This window comes from Cryobacterium sp. TMB3-10, from assembly GCF_004402305.1.
GTDB lineage: Bacteria > Actinomycetota > Actinomycetes > Actinomycetales > Microbacteriaceae > Cryobacterium > Cryobacterium zongtaii.
The window spans coordinates 1-23,471 of record NZ_SOGH01000029.1; the positions used below are offsets into that span (position 1 = coordinate 1).

The 23,471-nt window shown below is 70.0% G+C and carries 22 protein-coding genes; 11 read left to right on the plus strand and 11 right to left on the minus strand.

The genetic code is table 11. The features are described from left to right. The first annotated feature begins 268 nt into the window (after nucleotides 1–268). Nucleotides 269–1,852 (plus strand): glycosyltransferase family 39 protein, encoded by a 1,584-nt coding sequence (locus E3T22_RS15340; RefSeq protein WP_166789304.1) that lies wholly within the window; start codon nucleotides 269–271, stop codon nucleotides 1,850–1,852. On the opposite strand, the gene E3T22_RS15345 is transcribed toward E3T22_RS15340, so the two are convergent. After that, entirely contained in the window at nucleotides 1,840–3,243 is a 1,404-nt protein-coding gene (locus tag E3T22_RS15345; protein WP_134498829.1) for a glycosyltransferase family 87 protein, read from the minus strand. The genes E3T22_RS15340 and E3T22_RS15345 overlap by 13 nt on opposite strands. Before the next feature lie 111 nt (nucleotides 3,244–3,354). On the opposite strand from E3T22_RS15345, the gene E3T22_RS15350 reads away from it, so the two are divergent. Continuing rightward, complete coding sequence (locus E3T22_RS15350) at nucleotides 3,355–4,605, plus strand: molybdopterin-dependent oxidoreductase (protein WP_088455305.1); 1,251 nt, start codon at nucleotides 3,355–3,357, stop codon at nucleotides 4,603–4,605. Further along, nucleotides 4,602–5,090, plus strand: coding sequence for a hypothetical protein (locus E3T22_RS15355; protein WP_133160298.1), 489 nt, complete (start codon nucleotides 4,602–4,604; stop codon nucleotides 5,088–5,090). Before E3T22_RS15350 ends, E3T22_RS15355 begins: the two co-directional genes overlap by 4 nt. Here the strand turns inward: E3T22_RS15355 and E3T22_RS15360 are convergent. From E3T22_RS15360 to E3T22_RS15370, 3 genes are read right to left on the minus strand one after another with little or no spacing between them, the layout of a single operon-like run. Further along, nucleotides 5,039–5,731, minus strand: a complete 693-nt coding sequence (locus tag E3T22_RS15360; RefSeq protein WP_088455303.1) for a bifunctional 2-polyprenyl-6-hydroxyphenol methylase/3-demethylubiquinol 3-O-methyltransferase UbiG — start codon at nucleotides 5,729–5,731, stop codon at nucleotides 5,039–5,041. The genes E3T22_RS15355 and E3T22_RS15360 overlap by 52 nt on opposite strands. Next, a complete protein-coding gene (locus tag E3T22_RS15365; protein ID WP_088455302.1) occupies nucleotides 5,728–6,369 on the minus strand; it encodes a DUF2064 domain-containing protein in 642 nt (213 codons plus the stop codon). Before E3T22_RS15365 ends, E3T22_RS15360 begins: the two co-directional genes overlap by 4 nt. Continuing rightward, complete coding sequence (locus tag E3T22_RS15370; protein WP_198414974.1) at nucleotides 6,366–7,034, minus strand: glycosyltransferase family 2 protein; 669 nt, start codon at nucleotides 7,032–7,034, stop codon at nucleotides 6,366–6,368. Before E3T22_RS15370 ends, E3T22_RS15365 begins: the two co-directional genes overlap by 4 nt. Nucleotides 7,035–7,143: 109 nt before the next feature. On the opposite strand from E3T22_RS15370, the gene E3T22_RS15375 reads away from it, so the two are divergent. Beyond that, the gene (locus E3T22_RS15375; RefSeq protein WP_198414976.1) at nucleotides 7,144–7,905 is read left to right on the plus strand and encodes a response regulator transcription factor; all 762 of its coding nucleotides are present in this window, start codon (nucleotides 7,144–7,146) and stop codon (nucleotides 7,903–7,905) included. After that, complete coding sequence (locus tag E3T22_RS15380; protein ID WP_134408697.1) at nucleotides 7,902–9,053, plus strand: cell wall metabolism sensor histidine kinase WalK; 1,152 nt, start codon at nucleotides 7,902–7,904, stop codon at nucleotides 9,051–9,053. The genes E3T22_RS15375 and E3T22_RS15380 overlap by 4 nt, the downstream gene beginning before the upstream one ends. 29 nt (nucleotides 9,054–9,082) lie before the next feature. On the opposite strand, the gene E3T22_RS15385 is transcribed toward E3T22_RS15380, so the two are convergent. The 6 genes from E3T22_RS15385 to E3T22_RS19100 all read right to left on the minus strand — a co-directional run bounded on the left by E3T22_RS15385 (nucleotide 9,083) and on the right by E3T22_RS19100 (nucleotide 16,467). Next, nucleotides 9,083–10,183: an NAD(P)-dependent oxidoreductase gene (locus E3T22_RS15385; protein ID WP_134408696.1), complete on the minus strand. Its 1,101-nt coding sequence runs from the start codon at nucleotides 10,181–10,183 to the stop codon at nucleotides 9,083–9,085. 23 nt (nucleotides 10,184–10,206) lie between these two features. After that, nucleotides 10,207–11,661 (minus strand): DUF5719 family protein, encoded by a 1,455-nt coding sequence (locus E3T22_RS15390; RefSeq protein ID WP_088455299.1) that lies wholly within the window; start codon nucleotides 11,659–11,661, stop codon nucleotides 10,207–10,209. Continuing rightward, complete coding sequence (locus tag E3T22_RS15395) at nucleotides 11,651–14,728, minus strand: glycosyltransferase family 2 protein (protein WP_134480438.1); 3,078 nt, start codon at nucleotides 14,726–14,728, stop codon at nucleotides 11,651–11,653. The genes E3T22_RS15390 and E3T22_RS15395 overlap by 11 nt, the downstream gene beginning before the upstream one ends. A gap of 95 nt (nucleotides 14,729–14,823) precedes the next feature. Beyond that, nucleotides 14,824–15,159 carry a WhiB family transcriptional regulator gene (locus tag E3T22_RS15400; protein ID WP_088455297.1) on the minus strand — a complete coding sequence of 112 codons (336 nt, stop codon included), beginning with the start codon at nucleotides 15,157–15,159 and terminating at the stop codon, nucleotides 14,824–14,826. A gap of 147 nt (nucleotides 15,160–15,306) precedes the next feature. Next, nucleotides 15,307–16,272 (minus strand): UDP-glucose 4-epimerase GalE, encoded by a 966-nt coding sequence (gene galE, locus E3T22_RS15405; protein ID WP_088455296.1) that lies wholly within the window; start codon nucleotides 16,270–16,272, stop codon nucleotides 15,307–15,309. A 51-nt stretch (nucleotides 16,273–16,323) separates the two neighbouring features. Then, nucleotides 16,324–16,467 carry a hypothetical protein gene (locus E3T22_RS19100; RefSeq protein WP_165787882.1) on the minus strand — a complete coding sequence of 48 codons (144 nt, stop codon included), beginning with the start codon at nucleotides 16,465–16,467 and terminating at the stop codon, nucleotides 16,324–16,326. A gap of 89 nt (nucleotides 16,468–16,556) precedes the next feature. Between E3T22_RS19100 and E3T22_RS15410 the strand changes: the two genes are divergently transcribed. Continuing rightward, nucleotides 16,557–17,618 (plus strand): GlxA family transcriptional regulator, encoded by a 1,062-nt coding sequence (locus E3T22_RS15410; protein WP_088455295.1) that lies wholly within the window; start codon nucleotides 16,557–16,559, stop codon nucleotides 17,616–17,618. On the opposite strand, the gene manA is transcribed toward E3T22_RS15410, so the two are convergent. Continuing rightward, nucleotides 17,546–18,829 carry a mannose-6-phosphate isomerase, class I gene (gene manA / locus E3T22_RS15415; RefSeq protein WP_134480437.1) on the minus strand — a complete coding sequence of 428 codons (1,284 nt, stop codon included), beginning with the start codon at nucleotides 18,827–18,829 and terminating at the stop codon, nucleotides 17,546–17,548. The genes E3T22_RS15410 and manA overlap by 73 nt on opposite strands. Before the next feature lie 127 nt (nucleotides 18,830–18,956). Between manA and E3T22_RS15420 the strand changes: the two genes are divergently transcribed. The 5 genes from E3T22_RS15420 to E3T22_RS15440 form a co-directional block, all read left to right on the plus strand. Then, the gene (locus tag E3T22_RS15420; RefSeq protein WP_088455293.1) at nucleotides 18,957–20,135 is read left to right on the plus strand and encodes an acyl-CoA dehydrogenase family protein; all 1,179 of its coding nucleotides are present in this window, start codon (nucleotides 18,957–18,959) and stop codon (nucleotides 20,133–20,135) included. 77 nt (nucleotides 20,136–20,212) lie between these two features. Then, entirely contained in the window at nucleotides 20,213–20,998 is a 786-nt protein-coding gene (locus E3T22_RS15425; RefSeq protein WP_088455292.1) for a polyprenol monophosphomannose synthase, read from the plus strand. Next, complete coding sequence (locus tag E3T22_RS15430) at nucleotides 20,999–22,480, plus strand: NAD(P)/FAD-dependent oxidoreductase (protein WP_134408692.1); 1,482 nt, start codon at nucleotides 20,999–21,001, stop codon at nucleotides 22,478–22,480. Nucleotides 22,481–22,488: 8 nt separating this feature from the next. Then, nucleotides 22,489–22,932, plus strand: coding sequence for an SRPBCC family protein (locus E3T22_RS15435; RefSeq protein WP_241983704.1), 444 nt, complete (start codon nucleotides 22,489–22,491; stop codon nucleotides 22,930–22,932). A 190-nt stretch (nucleotides 22,933–23,122) separates the two neighbouring features. Continuing rightward, a partial coding sequence (locus tag E3T22_RS15440; protein ID WP_198417808.1) for a hypothetical protein occupies nucleotides 23,123–23,471 on the plus strand: 349 nt, incomplete at its 3' end.

Consider the following 23,471-nt stretch of genomic DNA (forward strand, 5'->3'; position numbering starts at 1 on the left):
CGCCACCATCACCGTCAACACCAAGTAACACCCCCGCACCACACGAAAAACGGCCGAGCACCAGCTCGGCCGTTTTTTCGCGCCACAAGCACCCCGCACCCCGTGCCCAGACCGCGAAAGCGGGCCGTACCCGTGAACGGGGCTCTGAGGGGCTACACGACGATATGTGCCTCCGGGTAGATTCCCGGGAAAAGTCGCCTACCCTCGACAGGGGGTCGCATCGGCCGCCGACCGACATGACTGGGTACGAATGGGAGAACGCTCGACCATGACCGCCCCCACCACAACACTTCGCCGCGCACCGATTCGTACCATGCGCATCCCGGTCCGCTCGTCGGGGCGTGACGCTCTGCTCGTCGGGCTGTTCGGCACCCTGCTGACGCTGGCCTGGTCGTGGCAGCCCTCTCTCTGGTTCGACGAGGCGGCGACGGTTTCCGCCACCATGCGTAGCTGGCCGGAGCTGGGCCGGATGCTGGTGAGCATCGATGCCGTGCACGGTCTGTACTACGCCGGAATGCACCTCTGGCTCGACCTCGTGGGCTACTCGCCGTTCGCGCTGCGCCTGCCGAGCGCCGTCTGCGTCGGGGTCGCTGCCGCGCTGACGGTCATTCTGGTTCGCTCTCGGGCCGGCCGTCGCGCCGCGATACTCGCCGGCGTCGCCTTCTGCCTGCTGCCCAGGGTGACATGGATGGGCGCCGAGGGCCGGTCGTATGCGCTGACCGCCGCACTCGCGGTGGCGCTGACCCTGATCTTCCTCGCCGCGTGGCGCCGCGGGCCGGCGCCGCGGCGCATCCGCGTGCTCTGGTGGACGCTCTACGGCGCGGTCGCCGTTGTCTCCACCGTCACCTTCATCTACCTCGCCTTCCTGGTCGGCGCCCACGGGCTGACCGCGCTGTGGACGGTGTGGGCCGGCCGGCGGCGGAACCGGGCCGCCCGCGCATCGCTGTTCGGCTGGATCGTCGCCTCGCTCGCCGCCGGGGCGCTCTTGGTGCCGTTTGCCCTGGCCGTGGTAGGGCAGTCCGGCCAGGTGAGCTGGATCGCCCCGATCAGCTGGGGCAGTTGGAACGGCGTCTTCGTCACCCAGTGGTTCTACCTGAACCGGCCGTTCGCGGTGGCGGGTTGCGCCCTGATGGTTGTCGGCGTCGTCGCCCTGGTCGTCGCGGCCCGCCGGACCAGGGCCACCGGTTTCGCGCTGTCGCGGGAGCAGTCCCGAAATCCGTCGCTACTGGCGATCGCGGTACCGTGGCTGGTCGTGCCCACACTCGGGGTCATCGTCGCGTCGGCGATGGCGACGCCGCTGTACTCCCCTCGCTACCTCACGTTCAGCGCGCCGGCGGTGGCCATCCTGATCGGGGTGGCGCTTGACCTGCTGCGGCGCCGCTGGCTGATCGTCACCGCCCTCGTCGCATTGGCCGGTCTGGCCGCTCCGCAGTTCGTCGCACAGCGACAGCCGGAGGCCAAGCAGAATTCGTCCTGGAGCGAGGTCGCCGACCTCATCAGCACAGAGCGGGCCGCGCGTCCCGACGACACTGCCGCCATCATCTACGGGCCGGTGCGCCAGCATCCGGCGGCGACAACCCGGGTGATCGCGTATTCGTATCCGGATGCGTTCGAGGGGCTGATCGACGTGAAGCTGAAAACCCCGGCCGCCCAGACCGGCGGGCTGTGGGAGACCCGGTACCCGCTGGATGCCGTGACCGACCGGTTCGACGGCGTCGACGCGGTCTGGTTGGTGACGAGCGACAAGCAGGACTGGCGCCCGAGCGTCACCGCCAAGCTCGGCACGCTCGGCTATGCCCTCGACGAGGAATGGGGCCTGACCGGCGTCAACGTTCTGCGCTACGTGCGCTGACCGTTCCTGAGCGCGGCGGGGATGCGGGTCAGCGCGCCCCGCCACCGGTCGAGCGCGCCCGGACCGGCGCGTCGCACCGACACGACCACGATCAGCACCAGCGCGATGCCCAGCGAGACCCTGCTGACCGTGAGCGTGGGCACCAGCAGACGCACGGTCAGGGCGAGCGGAATCGCCAACCACTCCCACCGACCGCTGAGCGCGATGAACGGCAACAGCAGCAGCGCGTACCAGGGGTACCGGGGGCTGAGCACCAGAAGGGTGCCGCCGATCATCACGAGCTGGCCGAGCCAGGGACGCTCGGGGTCGGTCTTCCAGATGGTCAACGCGGCCAGACCGGCCAGCAGGATCGCCGCGACGACGATGGCCGATCCGCCCGGCGCGATCAGGGAGACCAACGCGAATCTGGACCCGTCCTCGTAGCCCTCCTCGGTGAGGTAGCCGGGCAGGTAACCGAGCACGCCGATGCCGGTGGCCAGCACATACGGCAGATACAGAAGCGCGAAGGTCACGATCGCCGCGACGACGACCTTCCAGCCCTGTCGTTTGAGCATGGCAGGCGCGGCGATGGCCGGGATCAGCTTGACCCCGATGGCCATCCCGAGGAGGATGCCGCCGCGGACATACTTCGCGCTGCTGACCCAGAACGCGGCGGCGACGACGAAGGCCACCCCCAGCAGATCCACGTGCGAATTGGTGACGCCCTCGGTCGCGACCAGGGGGCACCAGGCCCACACCGCCGCATAGCGCTGGTCGATGCCGCGGCGGCGCATGCCGACCAGCAGCATCCCGGTGATGCCGACGCTCAGCAGCAGACCGGTCAGCTGCAGCGGCCAATAGCCCGCGTCCGCCCCAACGACGGCCCGAACGGCGGCGAAATAGATTTCGGCGGCCGGCGGATAGATGGTGGGCACCGTCGTCCGGTTCAGCGCCGAGCAGAGCGGCAGGCCGGCACCCCGGTCCACGGTCTCTATTCGTTCGCCCACGCAGTCCGGCCCGCCGGCGCCGGACACCGGCGCCGGGAACAGCCAGTCCGGCCGCAGCTCGTCGAGTCTGTCGTCGGCGGGCACATAGGCGTACGGCGAGATGCCGGCGTTTTGCACGATGCCGTCCCACGCGTAGCGCGCGGAGTCGGTGCTGGTGTTCGGCGGGCCGACCATCGCGGCCCCACCGATCAACACGGATCCGGCGAGCACGAGCACCACGACGGCCCGGCCCCGCACCCTCCGCAGGACCACCAAGGCCGCGGCGAAAAACAGCCAGAGCACAACGGTGCCCAGCAGCAGAGGCACGGTGTCCCGGTGCGGCCTGAACAGGTCGAAAGCCAGCACGATACCCGCCGTGAGGGCAGCGCTGGCGGCCAAGAGGACCGAGACAATGGCAATACGCACCCTGCCATCCTCCCGCACCCGTCGACGGGCGCCCCGACGGGCTGGTGGCGGCGTCATTGAACCGTAAGGATTACCGAGGCTCCCGGCGTCGATGAGGTGGTGGAATGGACTATGCGCCGATTGATGTACGAGGCTAGGGCCCAGCTCGCCTCTCCGGTGCGAAACCCGCGGATGGCCACCGTCATCGGCCGCCTCCTCGGACTGGCCTTCCTGCTCTGCTTCGGCACCGGCCTGTACAGCCATTTCCTGCAGCAGCCACTGCCGTGGATGACCTTCCCCACCCGACCTGTCGGCCTCTATCAGGTCAGCCAGGGCACCCACATCATCGCCGGGATCGCCTGCTTCCCGCTGCTGCTGGCCAAGCTCTATGTGGTTTTCCCGCAACTGTTCCAGTACCCGCCGGTCACCTCGTTCGCCAACTTCCTCGAGCGGGCATCGATCGCGCTCTTCGTGGGCGCCTCACTGGTGGAGATCACGATCGGCCTGCTCAACACGTACCAGTGGTACCCGTTCCCGTTCCCGTTCAAGCAGGTGCACTTCGCGCTGGCCTTCGTGATCGTCGGCTCGCTTCTGGTGCACATCGGCGTGAAACTGCCGCTGATCGCGGCGCACTGGCGAGCCGAACCGGCTCCCGGACCCGAAGAACGCCACCCCGTCGACACCGTCGAGGCAACGTCAGCCGATGACGAGGGGTTGTCTCGCACTCGCGGCCTCACCGGACGGGTGCTCGCCTACATCGACAGCACCCCGGAGCTCCCCGCCCGCACCAGCCGCCGCGGGTTCCTGGCCACCGTGGCGCTGGCCGTCGCGGCCGTCGTCGGGCTCACGGCCGGCCAGACCTTCGCGCCGCTGGACGCCGTCAACGTGTTCGGACCGCGCAAGAAGGGCGTCGGCCAGCAGGGCGTGCCCGTCAACCGCACTTCGGCGCAGGCCAAGGTGGCCACGGCGGCCCTGTCGGCCGACTGGGTACTGACCCTGGCGGTCGGCGACACCGAACGTTCGTTCAGTCGGGCCGACCTGGCCGCACTCCCGCAGACCGATGTCGACCTGCCCATCGCCTGCGTGGAGGGGTGGAGCCAGATGGCCGCCTGGCGGGGTGTGCGCCTGCGTGACCTCGTCGACGCTGCCGGCGGCTCCCCCGAGTCCGACCTCAGGCTGATCAGCCTGGAGCAGCGCGGCGGCTTCAAACAGACCGAAATGGGCAGCGAGTACGTGCGTGACCCGCTCACCCTGGTCGCCCTCGAGTTGAACGGCGAGATCCTCGACCTCGAGCACGGCTATCCGGCGCGCATGATCGCGCCGGGCCGGCCCGGCGTTCTTCAGACCAAGTGGCTCAGCCGGATCGAGGCGATCGACGCATGATGACAACATCATCCCCGGCCCTGCCATCGAGCCGGATGCGGGCGGCGCGAGTGGTTCTCGTCGTCGTCGGCGCGCTCGGACTCGCCTTCGGCGGGTACCTGATGGTCGACACCGTCGCTCTGCGGCGGCTGCCGGGAGTCGCTCTCTGGATCGGCGCGGCCATCGTGCTGCACGACGCCGTGATCTCGCCTCTGGTCTTCGGGCTCGGAGTCCTCACCCGGCGCGCCGGGCACCGGCTGGCCGGCGCCATCATCGTGACCGTTCAGGCCGCCATCGTGCTCGGGTCACTGATGACGCTCATCGTGCTGCCGGCCATTGCCGCGCAAGGCCTGGGGCCCAAGAACCCCACCATCCTGCCGTTGGACTACGCGCGGAACCTGGGCCTGTTCTGGCTCACGCTCGCCGTGGCCAGCGCCCTGATCTCCGTATGGCTCTACGTGCGCACCAGGCGGGCGAACCAGCGGCCGTCGCGGATCCAGTCCTGATCCACCCGGAACCCCGCCTCTTCGGCGCGCGCCCGGAGCGGCACGATACCGATCTCGGCCCACGGGAACACGCCACTGCTGCGGCCCTGGGCGTCTTCGAGGGTGCCCTCGAAGGCATGGTCGCGATCGGGATCCTGGCTGACCTCGACCACGAGCGCGCCGTCTGCGGCGAGAAGTTCGGCGCACCGGGCCAGCAGCGCCCCGGCGTCGCCGCCGATGCCGATGTTCCCGTCCAGGAGCAAGGCCGTGCCCCAGCCGCCCTCGAGCGGCATCGGGGCGAAGACCGAACTGTTGAGCACCGTGAGGCCCGCCTCCGTGGCAATGCGCACCGCGGTCGGGGATACGTCAACACCGAGGGCCGACAAGCCCAGGTCCATGGCCGCCCGAACCATCCGGCCCGGGCCGCAGCCGATATCGAGCACCGGCCCGGCGGCGCCGGTCAGCACGTCGAGGTCGGTGGCGTCGGCGCCCGCGCTCCAGCGGCCGGCATCCATCGGAGCCGCCGCCGGGGCCTGCGCCGCGGTGTTGCGCAGGTACAGCACCGCGGATTCGTCGCGCAGTGCGGCAGCGTATGGTTCGGTGCCGCCGGAGCCGAACGTGGGGTCCGCCTCGAGACCGGCGCGGCCGGCGAGGAGCGTCATCGGGTCACCTCGCTCAGCTGGAGTGCGCCGAAGCCGGCCAGTGCAAGCGCGAACCGGCTGTGCGGGGCGAGAGCGGCCACCACGTGGGCGTCCTCGATGTGATCCACGTCGGTGAGGGTCGGCAACAGGCGCACCCGAAGCCCCGCGGCTCGGAGCCGGGCGAGCTGGTGCATGCCGGTGTCACTCTGGGACATCGGCACGCCGCGGATCAGGTCGCCGTCGGGGTGACGCAGGCCGAGGGCCCAGAATCCACCGTCGGCGGCGGGGCCGAACCAGGCGTCGACGTCGTCGGGCCAGTCCTCGAACAGCGGGGCGAGCACGTCGGCGGTCACCTGGGGGGTGTCCATGCCGATCAGCACGGCAGGTCCGGTGCAGCCGTCGAATATCGCGCCGAGGCGTTCGTCGAGGCCACCGGCCACCTGGGGCAGGATGTCGTAGCCGGCGGCGGCGGCGGGCGCCACCGCACCGTCGAACGCAAGCACCCGACGTGTGGCGGGCAGCGCGGCGACAGCGGCGAGGGTGTCGTTGAGACTGGCGGAGGCCAGCTCCGCGGCCTGCTCGAGGCTGAGCGGCGGGTGCAGCCGGGTCTTCACCTTGCCGGGCAGGCATTCCTTGGCTATGACGATCAGGGTGGTCATCGTCTGGCCTCCTTCAGGAGCCGCGACATATCGGTGATCGCCGTGAGGGTGCCGCGCACTGTGCCGGTGACCTTGCTGCGGCCGACCCTGGGAGCGTACGGGGTATCGACCTCGCGGATGCGCCAACCTCGTGCGGCGGCCTTGAGGAAGACCTCCAGCGGGTAGCCGCTGCGCCGGTCCTGAAGGTCGAGGGACAGCAGGTCGTCTCTCCGGGCGGCCCGCATCGGGCCCAAGTCGTAAATGTTCACACCTGTTGTTCGGCGCAGTCGCCAAGAAAGAGTGGAATTGGCTATCCGGGCGTGCACGGGCCACGATCCGGCTGTCGTCGGACGGCGCCGGCCGAGCACCAGATCGGCTTCGCCGGCTCGCACCGGGTCAACCACGAGCGGCAGGTCGCGTGGATCCATCGACGCGTCGGCGTCGCAGAACGCCACGATGGGAGCGGTCGCCCGCAACAGCCCGGCGTGCGCGGCCGCACCGAACCCCCGACGGGCCTCGGTCACGACCAGGGCCCCGGCCGCCTCGGCGATGCGCGCCGAGTCATCCGTCGAGCCGTTGTCGACAACGATCGCCCGGTACCCCTCCGGCAGCCGGGCCAGCAGCCAGGGCAGCGCCCCCGCCTCGTTCAGGCACGGCATCACGACATCGACCAGGTTTTCGCTCACCCCTCGACCCTAGGTCGGGGGGCGTGCCGACACTCCGCAGCAAACGTTACGGACTGGGGAAATATCTGTGGCAGAGCCGCCGCGGAGCCGGAGCGCCTATCCTTCAAGGGTGAACCCCTCGCCGACGACCGGGCCCCCCGACACTCAACGCCGCATTCTGGTCATCGATGACGACCCGACGGTCTCCGAAATCGTCTGCCGCTACCTGGTGGCGGCAGGATTCGTTGCGGATCGGGCACCGGACGGGCGCCTCGGCCTCCGCCAGGCCGAGGCCCAGCGCCCCGACCTCGTGGTGCTGGACCGAATGCTGCCCCTGCTGGACGGCATCGAGGTCTGCCGCCGCATCAAGACCACTTGGGCGATTCCCGTGATCATGCTGACCGCGCTCAACCAAGAGGAGGACCGGATCGAAGGGCTGGAGGCCGGCGCCGACGACTACCTCGCCAAGCCTTTCTCACCCCGCGAACTCGTGCTGCGCGTGCAGTCTGTGTTGCGCCGCACTGTCGCCGAACCGGCCCGCGGCGGGACCGTCGAGGCGGGACCGTTCACGTTGGACCTGGCGGCGCACGAGGTGCGGATGCACGGTGCCGCGCTGGTGCTCACGGCCAGGGAGTTCGATTTGCTCGCGCATCTGATCGGTCGTCCGCACCGGGCGCTGAGCCGGGAGGAGCTGCTCAAGTCGGTTTGGGGCTGGGACTTCGGCGACCTGTCCACCGTGACGGTGCACGTGCGCCGGTTGCGGGAGAAGATCGAGGCCGACCCGACCCGTCCCCAGCTTTTGAAAACAGTGTGGGGGGTCGGCTACAGGTTCGACCCCGAGCCCTTGGCCGCCGGCCGGGCCGGCGATCTGGACCCGGGAGTCCTCCGATGACGGTTCCCGGGCTGGTGAGTGTGCTCGTCATCGCACTGGCCTGCGCTCTCATCGTGGGCACCCTTGGCCTGATCAGCCTGCGCCTGCTCGCCAGATACTCGCTCGTGTTGCAGCTGGTGGTGGTGGCCCTGGCCACGATCGTGTCGGTGGTCAGCGGGATGGCCGCGGCCGCGTCGCTGATGTACGTGTCAGATCACGACCTGACGGTGTTCTACTTCGTCGCCGGGGTGGCGGGGAGCGTCTCGTTGCTGATGGCGGGTCTGTTGGGACGGTGGATCGCGCGGGACAGCCGGCACCTCACTCTGGCGGCGGCGAGCCTGGGCCGGGGCGAGCCCGTCACGTCCGCGGAGCGGCACAGCAATACCGAATTCGCGGCTCTGGCCGAGCAGTTGACCGCGACCGGGGAACGGTTGCGGGAATCCAGGGACCGTGAGGGCAAGATCGAGTCGGCCCGTCGGGAGCTGGTCGCGTGGATATCCCACGACCTGCGCACGCCGTTGGCCGGCATCCGGGCGATGGCCGAGGCCCTGGAGGATGACATGGTCGAGGATCCCATCCGCTACTACGTTCAGATCCGCGGCCAGGTGGACCGGTTGAACGGCATGGTCGATGACCTCTTCGAGCTGTCCAGGATCACGTCGGGCACCCTCCGGCTGAACCTGGCGCGGGTTGCGCTCTACGACCTGATCAGCGACACCGTGGCCGACCTCAGTCCCGTCGCGCGGGCAAAATCGCTTGACCTGCGCTTCGAGGGCGCCATGGGCCTGACGATCCTGGCCGACCCGCGCGAGCTGGCCAGGGCCGTCGGCAACCTGGTGATGAACGCGGTGCAACAGTCGGCGCCCGGCGGCACCATCGTGGTGTCGGTCACCGAACACACCGACGGGCGCGCCGTCATCTCGGTGCAGGATTCGGCCGGCGGCATCGACCCTGCGGACCTCGAGCGGGTGTTCGAGCCCGGTTGGCGGGGCACCGAACCGCGCACACCTGAGGCCGAGTCGGCGAGCCAGGGCCGCGCGGGACTCGGCCTGGCCATCGTGGACGGTATCGTGGCGGCACACCACGGCGAGGTCACCGTGCAGAACACGCCGGGCGGATGCCGGTTCGACGTGCTGCTTCCCCCGCACCCCGGGCCTGCCGGGGTGTGATCCCGGACGCGGGCGCCCGGCCGCAGGAGTCAGACCACGGCCGCCCGCAGCGGGGCCGTGGCGAATTCGCGCATCCCCTCGTCGAAGCTCACCGACGGCGTCCAGCCGAGTTCGGTGCGCATCCGCTCTGACGACGCCGTGATGTGCCGCACGTCGCCGAGACGGTATTCACCGGTGACGACGGGGGCCGGCCCGTCGGCGGCCGTGCTCAGGGCCTCGGCCATGTCACCGATGGTGTGCACGGTGCCGCTGCCGACGTTGAACGGGCGGAAGGTTCCGGCCGGGGCGGTGCCGCTCCAGTCGATCGCGGCGAGGTTGGCCGAGGCGATGTCGCGCACGTGCACGAAGTCGCGGCGTTGGCGGCCGTCCTCGAAAACCGTGGGGGCCTCGCCGCGTTGCAGGGCGGACCTGAACAGGGACGCAACCCCGGCGTACGGCGTGTTCTGCGGCATCCCCGGGCCGTAGACGTTGTGGTACCGAAGCGCTGCTGCGCGGCCGGTGGTGCTGCGACTCCAGGCCGTTGCGAGGTATTCCTGGCCGAGCTTGCTGCTCGCGTAGACGTTGCGGGGGTCCAGGGGGTCGTCTTCAGCCACCAGCGCGGGTTCCAGCGGTTCCCCGGTGGCGGCGTCGGTCGGATCGAAGAGGCCGGCGTCGAGGTCCGCGGCGCGGCGCGGGCCCGGCCGGGCCACCCCGTTGGCGCTGCGGTAGCTGCCCTCGCCGTAGACGACCATCGAGGAGGCCAGGACCAGCCTGTCGATCCCCGCCGCGGCCATCCCCGCCAGCAGCACCGCGGTACCGAGTTCGTTGCTGTGCACGTAGTCGGGCGCATCGGAGAAGTCGACGCCGAGACCCACCTTGGCAGCCTGATGGCAGACCACGTCGATGCCGCGCAACGCGTGCGCGACGACCGCAGTGTCTGTGACGTCACCGACCACGAACTCCACTCGGGGATCGACCGCGGGCAGTCCGCCGTGCACGTCACGGCGGAGGGAGTCGAGTACCCGCACCCGCCAGCCACGCGTGAGGGCTTCATCGACGATTGCCCCGCCGATGAAGCCGGCGCCGCCGGTGACGAGGAGGTGGCGGCCGCTCGGGCGTCTAGCGCCCGGTGCGTTGCTGGTCTGGGTCACGGCGGGCTCCTTGGAGGACGGGGTCAGTGCGAGTAAACCGGGATGGCGGCGGCCAGCGGCCCGATCGGGCTGAGAGTGAACGACGCGGACTGGCCGTCACCGGTGTACCGGACCGACGCCGCGATGCCCGTTCCGCCGGTAACCACGTGGCTTTGGGATCCGGCCAGTGCCACCACGACGGATTGGCCAGCGGCCACGCTCACGTCGATGACCGACCCGGTTTCGGAGGTGATGGTCAGGTCGGTGTCCGCACCTGAGGTGTTGGCCAGGTGCAGGGCCGGCGACGGACCGTCGGCGACACTGACCAGGAAGTCGCCGTCCTGGGGCGCGGCCGCGGCGGACCAGGCGAAGTCGGCGGCGGCGCTTCCGGCCGTCGTGGTGACGGCCGCGGCGACCAGCGGCTGGTCGGCGTTCAGCTTGACCGTGTAATTGCCGGCGACGACTCCGCTCAACGGGATCTCGGTGGCGATGCCGGCCTGAATTTCGACCTCGAGGGAGGTCCCTGTCGACGCGCCGTCCTCGCTTTGCACACCGACGCTGACGGTTGCGTCAGTGTCGCCGGGAACCAGCACGCGCACCGACGGGGTGTCGTCGGACACGGCACCGACATCGGCAGAGGCTTCTGCGCCCAAGGCGGTGACGGCGACGCCAGGGATGGTCTGGGTCGTGGACGGTGTGGTCGTCGGCCCGCTGAGATCGACCCCGCCGGGCTGGATGCCCCTGACCAGGCTCTGCTGCAGGGCCGCGGCGACCTGCCCACCGGTGGCCGTGACGTGCACGACCGGGGACCGCAGGTTGGGCGCGAGCCCGGCGAGGGACACGATCCGCTGGCTACCGGGCTGCACGAGGATGCCGGTGGAGCCGGGGGCATCCACCGGGCCGGCTTCGCCGTAGACGGCGAGGTCGACGGACGCCACGACGGTGGTGGGATTGCTCAGCAGCACGAGGCTGGTGCGGCCGACGTCGGTCGACCCGCTCACCAGCCAGGAGTCGCTGGACGCTTCGGTGCAGGCGGCCGCCGCCAGCCCGCCGACGGACTCGCCCGTCGCGGTCTGCGATTGGGAACCGGCGACAAGTGGGGCGTCGGTGGCGCCGGCCTCTACCGGCACGGTCAGCACGCTCGGGGCGCCGTCGCGTGGTGCCTGCGAGTTGTCTGTTGCGGTGAGGTCGGTGCGCTCTACGGGGACCTCTTCGGCGCCGGAGCCTGTGCCGCGCGCCGCGTACACGGCCGTGAACGGGCCGACGGAGGTCGCGGCATCCGCCTGGGTGGAGTCTTCGGCGAGGGTGAGGAGGGGGCCGGGGCAGACCCGCAACTGGTCGCTCGCGACCGGCGTCACCAGGGTCGACGGCGGGTCGCTCACGAGGGAGGGCCAGGGCACGATCGCGGCACCACCGACGGCGACGACGACGACTCCGATGCCGATCAGGCCCGCGGCATACCTGGCGCCGAGGACGGCGACTCTGCGCTTAGTTGCCATGGTCTGAATCCTTCGGGCTGCTGGTGTCCGCCGACGGTAGGTCAGTGGCCTCGGCCGGCTCGGCCGGAGCTTCCGTCGGTGTCGGCGAGGCCGAGTCCTCGATGCTGGGGAGGACGCCCTTGGCGCGCCGGCCTGCCGGACGTTTCATGCGCCGGGGCCGCGCGGGCCGCGACGGACGCGCCACCCGGGTGGGCTTGGCCGGTTTGCTCAGGCGGGATGCGCGTCGGATCGCTTCGCGGTGCGCCTGCCGGACGGCCTCTCTACCGGCCCCGGTCGGCACCGACAGGAGCACCGTCGCGCCGATCACGCACACGGCGATCAGGCCGGTCACCAGCCCGAAGATTCCGCCGGCATCAGCGGGGACCTGCCCGTTGACGGCGGCGTCGGTCGGCACGTCAGAACGCCACAGCCGGCCGAAAGCGGTATCACCGACGGGTGCCAGGGCGGCGTTGCCGTCGAGGGAGGTCGTGGTGCGGGTGGTCGTGTCGCTGGCCGCCTGCGTGATGCCGATGTCGTCACCCCACTCGGCGGGCTCGACGGCGGCCGGCAGCAGCAGGACAAAACGAATGCCGAACTTCGCCAGGTCGGCCGAGGCGTCCAGTCCGCTCTGTGAGGCGAGGTTGCCCGCCAGAGTGGCCAGCTCGGTCTGTTCGTCGGTGAGAGTGCCGGCTGTGCTGTTCAGGGTGGACTGGGCGTCCAGGCGCACGCCGGAGCCCCGGACGATGGTGGCGAGGATGCCGCCATCGGGCTGCGGCACGATCTGCAGGGTGCCGACCCTGGGCTCGACAGCGGCCTCGGCGGTGACAAAAGCGGGCTGCGTGCGACCGATGCCCTCGTCGACGGCCGAGGTGCCGAGCGGGATCGCCCCGGCCAGCGGCAGGGAAACCACGGCCAGGGCCAGGGCCGTGACCACGAGCGGTGCGATGGCCATGCGGTGCAGGCCGCGGGCGGCGAAGACCACCGCTCCGACGAGACCAAGCCAGTACAGGCTGAGTCCGGCGCCGGGCCAGATGCCCACCGCCTGGGAGCCGAGCTCCGCCACCGACAAAGAACCGGCGAGAATGGCCGTGCCCAGCCCGAGCAGGGCGGTGACCAGCGCGAGCGCTGCGCCGCGGGCGCCGGGCAGGAGCAACGCCATCAGGGCCAGGACGGCCATGGGGATCAACAGCAAGGGAACCAGGTAGCCGGCCACGGCAGCGTCGCCGCCCCAGAGCGGCAGCAGCTGGGTCCAGCCACCGAAATCGCCGGCCGGGAAGCCGAGGATGAACTGCCAGGTGGGCACGGGTGCCGTGGGCACCGGAACACCGGGATCGGCCAGCAACGCCAACCAGTTGCCGCGCAGCGCCTGGTCCCACAGCAGGGGGATGGCCAGCGCGAGCGCCGGCAGGGGGATCCCCACGAATCGCATCACGCTGCGGCCGCTGACGAGCACGCAGATCAGCCAGCCCACCAGCAGCGCCGGAGCGAGGGACGGCGCGCAGGCGACGATCGCGGCGAACAGCAGAGCGGCCGATCCGGATGCCGACCAGGACCGCGCGGCGGCGAAACCGGCGAAAAACAGCCACGGCAGCAGCAGGTGCACGATGATGGCGGCAGGCCGGCCGGCCGCGAGAGCGGTGAGGAAGGTAGGCGAGAGCGCCCACAGCACGGCGGCCACGGCGCGGATCGAACCCCGGTGGGTCACTCGGGTCGCGGCCATCCAGGCGCCGACGGCGGCCAGCGGGAGGGCCAACAGGTACACGAGGACCATCGCGAAGGACGGTGACCAGAAGGTGATGGTGCCGAGGACGGCGAGCACCACCGCGAACGGGTCAGCCGCCCCCGTGAAGCCCAGGCCGATGTCCCGCCAGCCGTAGCCGACGTTGGCCCAGAGGTCGCCGACAGTAGACGAGAGCGGGAGCAGGCCACCGCCGGTGAGCGACTGAGCTCCGATCAGCGGTGCCAGGATGGCGACGCCGACCATGGCGGCGGCGAGCAGGGTCCAGGCCCCGCCGCCGGCGAAGAACCGGATTTCCGGGCGGTCTCCGCGGAGTCCGGTGAGGGCAGCTTCCCTGGTGAGGGCGTGCCGACGGCGCACTTCGGCGGCCGACACGCGCAAGGAGGAGATCGACGACCAGGCGAGTGTGCGGGTGGCGGCGAGCCGCCGCCGAGCGGTGAGCACCCTGCCGCCCTGGAAGGCCGCGGCGAAGGCTGCGGCGAATTCACCGAGGATCGACCCCGGTTCCTTGCGCAGGAGGTTTCCGATGGCGCGGAGGAAGGCGAGCGGGATCAGGGAGATCCAGTGCACCGGCAGCGCCCAGGCCGGGGCGTAGACCAGCCGTCGGTGCAGCTGAGCGGACCGTTCGGCGCGCGCCCGGCGACGACTGGCCCGGCCGCGGGAGGAACCGTCGGGGCCGGCAACGCCGTCCCCGGCCGAGCTGACCCTGGCGGCGGCGACCACGGAGACGCGGTGGCCCGCGAGGCGTACGCGCACGCAGAAGTCGAGGGAGTCGTCGACGATGGGAAGCGCGGGGTCGAAGCCGCCGAGTTTGTCCCAGACGCTGTGGCGCACGAGCATGCCGCCGGCGCTGACGGCCAGAACATCACTCATGCCGTCGTGCTGCTCCTGGTCGAGTTCACTCTCGACCAGCGTCACGGTGGCGCCGTACGGCGTCATCGACTCGCCGAAGTCGTGGATGTAGTCGTCGGCGACCCACTCCATGACCTTGGGCCCGGCCACCGCCACTGACGGCGCGACCTCCAGTGCACCGATGAGGCTCTCCAGGGCTCCGGGCTCCGGAGCGCTGTCCTGCGCGAGGAGCCAGAGCAGCTCGTGGTCGCCGGCTGGAGGACTCATCACCCGGGTGGCGGCGCTGATGGCGGCACCGAACGACAGGTCGGAATCCGCTGAGATGAGATGGGTGGGCCCGAACGCAGCCAACAGTTCCGAGGTGGTGTCGCTGGAACCGCAGTCAACCGCTATGACCGTGTCGGGCTGCCGGGTCTGGCGGCGGAGGGCCTCGAGAGTTCGCTCGAGGTGCGAGGCGCCGTTACGGGCGACGATGATGGCGGTGACTCTGGCTTGCATATCGGGAACAGCCTAGGTCGGTTATCGGTGAAGATCGCTGAACCGGTCAGGCGCGCCCTGAATCCGGCCGTCCGGCCTCGCTCCGCGGATCGGGCTCAGCCCGCCCGCTTACGGAGTTTGCGTCGCTCACGTTCGGACAGTCCGCCCCAGATTCCGAAGCGTTCGTCGTTGGCAAGGGCGTACTGCAGGCACTGGGGGCGTACCTCGCAGGACGCACAGATCTTCTTGGCGTCCCTGGTGGAGCCGCCTTTTTCCGGGAAGAAGGCCTCCGGGTCGGTCTGGGCGCACAGGGAGTCCGACTGCCAGGCGAGCGGATTGTCGTCCGCGCCCTCCACAATCGTCGGATCCTTGCGAACGCCGGGCACGCCGAGGCGTACGGGATCGACGAACCAGTCTTCAGGTACCCCAGAACGATATTCAGACAACGTCATATCGCCTCCACCCATCAGCTCACGCACGTTTTCGCGCTAGAACTAATTACACCGGTGTAGTTCACATCCGTCAAGTCGCGGATCGTAAACCCTCAATGCGGGCTGGAGAGTTCAGACTCGCCCACTATGCCCGAATCGTGTCGTTGATCAGACGGTGGATGCCTGCCGGGATTCCCAGGCGCTGCGCACCATGTCTTCGAGGGTGTGTCGCATCTGCCAGTCCAGGTCGCGCGCGGCCATCTCGCCCGACGCGACGATGCGGTCGGGGTCTCCGGACCGACGCGGGCCGATCTCCGGGCTGAACGGGATTCCGGTCACGGCCGCGACCGTGCTCATGATCTCGCCCACCGAAACGCCCTCGCCACTGCCGAGGTTGTAGACCGGGGCGATCGTCAGGCCGGCGTCCAGCCGCCGGGCTGCGGCGACGTGCGAGATCGCGAGGTCGGCGACGTGGATGTAGTCGCGCACGCAGGTGCCGTCGGCGGTCTGGTAATCGTTGCCGTTGATGCGCGGGGTGCGACCGTCGATCAGGGCCTCGAAGACCATCGGGAAGAGGTTGTGCGGGCTCGTGTCGCGCAGGTCAGCGCTGCCGGAGCCGACCACGTTGAAATACCGCAGCGAGGTGTGCGCCAGTCCCGCGGCGACGGCCTGATCGCGCAGGAGCCACTCACCGATCAGCTTGGACTCACCGTACGGCGACTCGGGGCTCTTCGCGGTCTCTTCGGTGACGAGGTCGGTGAACGGGGTGCCGTAGACGGCGGCGCTCGAGGAGAAGACGATGCGGCCGACGCCGGCCTCCTGCATGGCCGCGAGCAGCAGGGCGGTCGCCGTCACGTTCTGCTCGTAGGTGTGCAGCGGGCGGGACACCGATACACCGGCGTACTTGAATCCGGCGACGTGCACGACGCCACTGATCGGGTGCTCGGCGAAGGTCTTCGCCAGCAGCTCGGTGTCGAGCAGGGTTCCCTTGATGAAAGGAACTCCGGCCGGCACAAAGTCAGCGTGCCCGCTGGACAGGTCGTCCAGGACGACGACCTCGATGCCCTCGGCGAGGAACGCGCGGACGACGTGGGAGCCGATATAGCCGGCCCCTCCGGTTACAAGCCAAGCCATGTGGTGCCCCTGCGCTCTCCGGGCAACCGTGTGCTGCCGCTTCAGACCACACTATCGCCCGCGCGGGAACGGTTCGGGATGCCGGTTACGGCGTGCCAGTTCGGCCTCGCCGTACCCGTCGGAGCGCATGGTGACGATGCTCGCCGCCACGGCCCAGATGGACAGGGCCAGCAGTACACTCAGAAACAGGATCATGGCACTAACGGTAGGTCTTGCGACTTTCTGCCACGAGTGGCAGAGTTGCCGTGTACCCGCACATTCCTGCCATCGTCTCCGAGGACCTCATGCTGAAGAAGATTGTCTGCGTCGCCATCCCCGGCATGGCCCCCTTCGAGTTCGGGGTGATCTGCGAGGTATTCGGTATCGACAGGTCGGAACACGGCGGCCCGGCCTTCGATTTCCACGTCGTCACGGCGGTGCCGGGCGCCCTGCGCACCAAGATCGGCTTCGACATCGTGGTGCGCGACGACCTCACCGCGGCGGCGGACGCCGACCTCATCGCGATCCCTGCCTACGAGGCCGGCAGCGAGATCCACCCCGACGTTCTCCGCGTCGTGCGTGAGGCCGAGCAGAGGGGCGCCTGGGTGCTCAGCGTGTGCAGCGGCGCGTTCATCCTCGGCGCCGCCGGCATCCTGGACGGGCGCCGCAGCACCACTCATTGGATGTACGCCGAGGCCCTCGCCCTGGCCTACCCGAACACCACCGTCGACCCCGATGTGCTCTTCGTGGACGACAATCACGTGGTCACCGGCGCGGGGACCGCCGCCGGCATCGATGCGGCACTGCACGTCGTGCGCCGGGAACTCGGCGCCGCAGCTGCGAACGTGATCGCCCGGCGCATGGTGGTGCCGCCGCAGCGTGACGGCGGTCAGTCCCAGTTCATCCAGGCGCCGATCCCCGAACAGCGCAGCGATTCCTTCGCCACGATCACCGACTGGATGTTGCAGAGCCTCGACCAGGACCTCACCGTCGACCAGCTCGCCAGGCGCGCGCTGATGTCGCCGCGCACCTTCGCGCGCCGGTTCCGGGCCGAGCTGGGCACCACACCGACGGCCTGGCTGAACCGGCAGCGCCTGATCCTGGCCCAGCAACTGCTCGAGGAGACCGACGAGACCCTCGACCTCATCGCGGCGCAGACCGGATTCGGGGCCGCGAGTGTGATGCGGCACCACTTCGTGCGCAGTCTTCAGACCACACCGACGGCGTATCGCCGCACCTTCGGCCGGCGCCGGACCGCGCCAGACTACGCCGGCATGGTTCCGGGCGGGCCGGACTACGGCGTGGTGGCCAGGAAGACTTCGCCGGAACCCGCGAAGGTGAGCGTTCCCTCGTCCGGCGTGATGTAGACCGACTCTCCCCTGGCCAGCGAGATCGACGAGCCCGCACCGGCGACCAGGAACCGGCCGGCCGTGCAGATCGCGATGCCGGGTCCGGTGAGCGTCAGCTGCCGCATCGGCACGCCGGCCGGGCCGGATGCTGTGGCGGACGCATCCGCCGGCACAGAGATGTGCGCCAACTCGAAGTCGGGCACGTCGGGCCTGTATACGGCGACGCCGTCAGCCTGCGGCTCCGGTGCCAGGTAGGGCACCGGCAGGGGCGCGAAGTCGAGAACGTCGAGGAGCTCGTCGACGTCGATGTGCTTGGGGCTGAGGCCGCCCCGCAGCACGTTGTCCGACGCGGCCATCACCTCGACGCCGAGGCCGGACAGGTAGGCGTGGATGTTGCCGGCGGGCAGGAAGAGCACCTCGCCGCGTTTCAGCGACACCAGGTTGGTGAGCAGGGAGATGACGATGCCGGGGTCGCCCGGGTACGCGGCCGAGAGCGAGCGCACGGTGTCGAACTCGGCGGCGAAACTCACCCTCGCGCCGCCGTCGATCAGGAACGCGGCCTGCTCGGCGAGGGCCACGACCCGCTCGACCAGCCAGGACACCTCGCCGGTGTCGCCGCCGCGACCGTCGCGCAGCAGCCAGTCCACGACGTCGTGGATTGCGTCGTCGCCGATCAGACGGTTTTCCAGGCCGAGCAGGGCCGCGGGCTGGGGATCGTCCATGGTGGCGTCCAACGCGCGCAATTCGGCGAGGATCGAGCGGATCTGACGCGGGTCGCGGAAGCCGCACAGGGCCTGGAAGGTGTCGCTGAGCGCGAAGATGATCTCCGGCTTGTGGAAGGGGTCCCGGTAGTTGCGGTCGGCCGCGTCGATCGGGATGCCGGCCGCGTTCTCGAGGGCGAAGCCGGCCGCGGCGCGGGCCGGTGACGGGTGCGCCTGCAGCGAGAGCGGGCCGTGGGCGGCGAGGATCTTCATCAGGAAGGGCAGGCGCGCCTGCCCGGCGTGCGCGGAACCGAGCGCGGCTGCCGGGTCCTGGTCGATCCACTCGGCGAGGTTGGCCGCTCCCCCGGTGAGGGTGGGGTCGGCGATCACCGATGGGCAACCGGGGTGGGCGCCGAGCCAGAGCTCGGCTTCGGGGCCGCCGGATGCGGGCCGGCCCAGCAGGTCGGCGATCGCTGTCGGCGAGCCCCAGGCGTAATCGCGCGGTGTGTTGCTGATGCCCACAAACATGCTTGGCTCCTGAACCTCGAGGTTTAGACCAAACTACCAACCGCTTTCCTTCGCCCGGCGCAGAGTTCTAGGCTGAACGTCCCGGTCAACGCGCTCGCGCGGCCGGCATCTAGTGCAAGGGAGCCAGATGACTTTCGAACCGCTCAGCAGTGATTTCTTCGGGTACGAGAACCTCCTCGCGGAGAACGAGAAGGCCGCGCTCGCGCGCATCCGCTCGTATCTCGAGGCGGATGTGCGGCCCGTCGTGAACGGATGCTGGGAGCGGGCCGAGTTCCCGTCCGAGATCATCAGGCCGCTCGGCGCCCTCGGCGCGTACTCGTTCGGCTGGGAGGAGACCCGGCCGTTCCCGAACTCCGCGGTGTTCCGTGGCTTCGTGGCGCTCGAGCTGGCCCGGGTGGACGCATCCGTTGCCACCTTCGTCGGCGTGCAGAACGGTCTCGTCGCCGGATCGATCGCCGCCTGCGGGTCGGCGGCGCAGCGGGCCCTCTGGCTGCCGCGCCTGGCCACGGGTGACGTCGTCGGCGCTTTCGCCCTCACCGAGCCGTTGAGCGGCTCCGACTCCGCGCAGGGGCTGCGGACGACCGCGACCCTGGACGGTGACACCTGGGTGCTCAACGGGCAGAAGCGTTGGATCGGCAATGCGACCTTCTCCGACATCACCATCGTGTGGGCCAAGGACACCGCGGACGGCGCCGTCAAGGGTTTCATCGTGCCCACGGACACCGCCGGGTACACGGCAACCAAGATCGAGGGCAAGATCAGCCTGCGTTCGGTGCAGAACGCCGACATCACGCTGGAGAACGTTCTGGTGCCAGAGCACAACAGGCTGCAGAACGCGAACTCGTTCCGCGACACCGCCAAGGTGCTGCGCTTCACCCGCGCCGAGGTGTCTTGGGCGGCCGTGGGACTGGCGATCGGCGCCTACGAGGCCGCGGCGGCGTACGCCGTGGAACGGGTACAGTTCGGCAAGCCGATCGGCGGCCACCAGCTTGTGCAGGACCTGCTCGTGAAGAGCCTGGGCAACATCACGGCCAGCCTGGGCATGGTGGTGCGGGTCTCCCAGATGCTCGACGACGGCACCCAGCGCGACGAGCACTCTGCCCTGGCGAAGTCGTACACGACGTCGCGGATGCGGGAGACCGTGTCGTGGTGCCGTGAACTGTTCGGCGGCAACGGCATCGTGCTGGACTACGACATCGCCAGGTTCTTCGCCGACGCCGAGGCGATCTACTCCTATGAAGGCACCCAGGAGATGAACACCCTCATCGTCGGCCGCAGCATCACCGGTCTGGCCGCGTTCGTCTGACCGGTCCGGGCGGGTCCGGCTGGCCCTGACCGGGACTTCGGACGAGAAAGTCATACTGGCGAACTAAGCTCTCCCGCATGCGAACCTCAGAAGCGGCCCGCGGCGCCGGAAGTCTGGTGATCATCCCGACCTACAACGAGTTCGAGAACCTGGAAAAGATCGTGTCTCGCCTGCTGACGGCCACGCCCGCTGCACACGTGCTGATTGTCGACGACGGCAGCCCGGACGGCACCGGCGCCCTGGCCGACCGGATGGCCGAGGCTGACGACCGCATCAAGGTCGAACACCGCACCGGCAAGCTCGGCCTGGGCTCCGCCTACGTGCTGGGCTTCATGTGGGGACTGGCGCGAGGCTACGAGTTCTTGATCGAGATGGATGCCGATGGGTCACATCCGCCGGAGCGCCTGCCCGACATGATCGGCCGGGTCGCCTCCGACGAACCCGGCGCCCCCGACCTCGCCGTCGGCTCCCGGTGGGTGCCCGGTGGCAGCGTGGTCAACTGGCCGCGGCACCGGCAGCTGCTCAGCCGAGGCGGGAACACCTACGCGCGCCTGGTGCTCGGTCTCTCGCTCAAGGACGTCACCGCCGGCTTCAGGGTCTACTCGTCGGCGACGATCGCGGCGATGGATCTCGCGGACGTGTCGTCGAAGGGCTACTGCTTCCAGGTCGATATGACCCTGCGGGTGCTCGATCAGGGCCGCTCGGTCGTAGAGCTCCCGATCGAGTTCCGCGAGCGGGAGGCCGGCGAGTCGAAGATGAGCCAGGCCATCGTGATCGAGGCCATGCTGCGGGTCACCCAGTGGGGATTCCAGCGTCGCTTCACGAGGATCCGCTCCGGCCGGGCGCAGGCCACGGTCCGTTAGATGGTCACCGTGCGGCGGGGAGCGCCTGAGGTGGACGCGATTGTGGTCGGCTCCGGCCCCAACGGGCTCGCTGCCGCGGTCACGCTGGCCAGGGCCGGCCTCTCGGTGCGGGTCTACGAGAGGTCCGCGACCGTCGGCGGCGGCGCCGAGACCGCGGAGCTGACCCTGCCGGGTTTCCACCACGACGTCTGTTCCGCCGTGCACCCGCTCGCGCTGGCCTCCGAGTTCTTCAAGCGGTTCGGGCTCGCGGACCGGATCGAACTTGTCGTCCCCGAGGTCTCCTACGGGCATCCGCTGCCGGGCGGCACCGCCGGGCTGGCCTATCGCAGCCTGGAACGCACCGCCGCCGAGCTGGGCCGGGACGGCGCGGCCTGGATTCGGTTGTTCGCTCCCCTGGTGGCACACTCCGAGCGGGTGGCGGAGTTCACCGGTGCGCAGCTCCTGCGGCTGCCGAGGCATCCGGAAACCGCGCTGCGCTTCGGTCTGCGGGCTCTCGAGCAGGGCAGCCCCCTCTGGGACCTGCGCTTCGCGGGGGAGACGGCGCCAGCCCTGCTCACCGGCGTCAGTGCGCACACGATCAGGGCGCTGCCGAGCATCGCCACCGCCGGCGCAGGCCTCACTCTCGCCACCTATGCACACGCGGGCGGCTGGCCGATCCCCGTCGGCGGCAGTGGCGCGATCGTGACCGCGATGGTCGACGACCTGCTCGCCCACGGCGGCGAGATCGTCACGTCAACCGAGGTGCGGCGGCTGAGCGACCTGCCGCCGGCCCGCGTGGTGATGCTCGACCTGACGCCCCGGGCGCTGCTGCGCCTCGCCGAGGGCGAGCTGCCCGCCGCATACGCGCGGCGGCTGCGCGCCTTCAGATACGGCAACGGCGTCGCCAAGGTCGACTTCGCGCTGTCCGACCCGGTGCCGTGGCAGGCGGCCGGACTGCGGGCGGCGGGCACCGTGCACGTGGGCGGCACCCGGGCGCAGATCCGGCGAGCCGAGAACACCGTCGCGCGCGGCCGGCACGCCGAGGAACCCTACGTTCTCGTGTCCCAGCCCAGTGGCCTCGACCCCAGTCGCGCCCCGGCCGGTCAGCACACCCTCTGGGCGTACACCCATGTTCCGCGCGGCTCCGCCATCGACCAGACCGAGGCGATCGTGCGCCAGATCGAGCGCTTTGCTCCAGGGTTCCGCGACACCATCCTGGCCAGCGCCGCTCGCAGCGCGTCCAGCGTGGAAGCGCACAATCCCAATTACATCGGCGGCGACATCTCCGCCGGCGAGGTGAGCATGACCCAACTCGTGCGGCGGCCGGTTCTCTCGCCGGACCCCTGGCGCACTCCCCTGGACGGCGTCTACCTCTGCTCGTCGTCCACACCGCCGGGCCCGGGCGTGCACGGCCTGGCCGGCTGGCACGCCGCCCTCAGCGCTCTTCGTCACGACCTTGGGGTGCGCACCGCCCCCGATCTCTCCCCGACCAATCAGGAATAGGTGACACCGTGGCCGTTAACCATCGCACCATGAACTGCCCGCCCGAAAGCGTCTTCGCCGTTCTGGCGGACGGCTGGTTATACCCGAGCTGGGTCGTCGGGGCCTCCCGGATGCGGGACGTCGACCCGGCGTGGCCGATCGCAGGAAGCGTCATCTACCACTCTGTAGGCGTCTGGCCCGCCCTGATCGACGACACCACGTCGGTTCTGGAGTGGGATCCACCCCGGCACGCGCTGTTCAAGGCCCGTGGCTGGCCGCTCGGTGAGGCCCACGTGGCGTTGGATGTGAAGGCTCGCGGCGACGGATGCGTCGTACGCATCACAGAGGACGCCACCGCCGGCCCCGCCCGGTTCGTCCCGTCCTTCCTGCGTGAACCGGCCATCAAGATCCGAAACGAAGAGACGTTGCGCCGGCTCGCCTTCCTCGCCGAGGGCGGCGCCGGGTTCAACTAGCCCCGCCGCCGCCGACGGGCGCGCCTGTCGAGACCCCGCAACCCGTCCTCGACAACGTGCCCGTCCCGTCGGTCGAGCCTGTCGAGACCCCGCGAGCCATCCTCTGCAGTGCGGAAATGTTTTCGATATCCGTTCCGAAACTTGCTGACATTTCCTCGCATATAGGTGCGATTCGTGAGAGAATGGGGGTATGGACGACGAGCTGGATAGTGGCTCCACCGCACTGACGGGAACGACTCCCACCGGTCCGAACCTGCACGACTGGAACACCGGTCTGGCCGGTCCGGATCCCCTCTCGGCCGTGGATGCCGACAGTCTGAGCGGCACCTCCGACACGAAGGCCGCCGCTGCCGCCGGCCCTGCGGCCGGCCCCGCGACGGGCTCGTCCCGTCCCGGTCGGGCCGGTCGGGGTCCGTCTAAGCCGCGGCCTGAGTGGCGGGATCCGGCCGAGCTGCCGGGGGTGCAGCGCGCGCATACCGGTGCGTTCGGTCAGAAGCTCCAGGCGTTGGATGATGCTGCCCGGACGGTGATGGCGGTGA